Source organism: Escherichia sp. KCJ4928, assembly GCF_004352695.1.
Classification (GTDB): domain Bacteria; phylum Pseudomonadota; class Gammaproteobacteria; order Enterobacterales; family Enterobacteriaceae; genus ECMA0423.
Genome location: NZ_SJWV01000494.1, coordinates 1 through 784 on the forward strand (window position 1 = coordinate 1; position 784 = coordinate 784).

Annotated in this window: 2 protein-coding genes; both read right to left on the reverse strand. The window is 56.2% G+C overall.

Annotated features, from left to right (window positions below; genetic code table 11):
- The coding region (locus tag E0D98_RS25070) for a relaxase/mobilization nuclease domain-containing protein (RefSeq protein WP_165941070.1) at nucleotides 1–384 on the reverse strand (384 nt) is incomplete at its 3' end.
- Nucleotides 374–697, reverse strand: a complete 324-nt coding sequence (locus E0D98_RS25075) for a MobC family plasmid mobilization relaxosome protein (RefSeq protein ID WP_001444404.1) — start codon at nucleotides 695–697, stop codon at nucleotides 374–376. The genes E0D98_RS25075 and E0D98_RS25070, both read right to left, overlap by 11 nt.
- Nucleotides 698–784 lie beyond the last annotated feature (87 nt).

Consider the following 784-nt stretch of genomic DNA (forward strand, 5'->3'; position numbering starts at 1 on the left):
GTCCGCCCGGTCGTAATAGGGCTGGAGCCGTTTTCCGCTCGCCAGCTCCATATTCGGGATGACAAAATTCAGCTCAAGACGCCCCTTGTCCTGGTGCTCCACCCACAGGATGCTGTACTGATTTTTTTCAAGACCGGGCATCAGTACCCGCTCAAAGCTCTCCATCACCCTTTCACGCTCTCCCGGTGGCAGTGTCTGCTCTGCAAAAGACAGAACCCCCGAGGTGTATTTTTTCGCAAACGGCGTGGCATCGATGAGTTCCCGCACCTCTTCGGGAGCACCCCGCAGAACTCTCGCCCCTTCCCGGTTACGCTCCCGGCCCAGCAGGTAATCAACCGGACCACTGCCACCGCCTTTTCCCCTGGCATGAAACTTAACTATCATCCCGTTCTCCCTGTTTACGGACCTCATCCCTCAGCTCACTCAGTTCACGTCCGATGGCCATCAGTGCAGCCACCACATGAACCCGGTCATGCCCCGACCACTGTCCGCTGTTTATCTTCCGGGCTATCTGATTCAGGTTATTGCCGACCGAAGCGAACTGGCGCAACAGCGGCGGTGCCAGTGTCGGAAGACCTGACGTTTTCGATGGCGGTGCCCCCAGGCAGACCTTACGCATCCATGACGCAAGTTGTTTTCCCTCACAACGTGCCAGCAGCCGCGCATGTTCCTCATCCGTGACCCGTATCGTGAGCATCCTTTCGCGTTTCACCGGTATCATTAAAAACCTCCGACAGACTCCCCACACATGGAGAAACAGAACTGTGACTAAACAGGAAAAAAC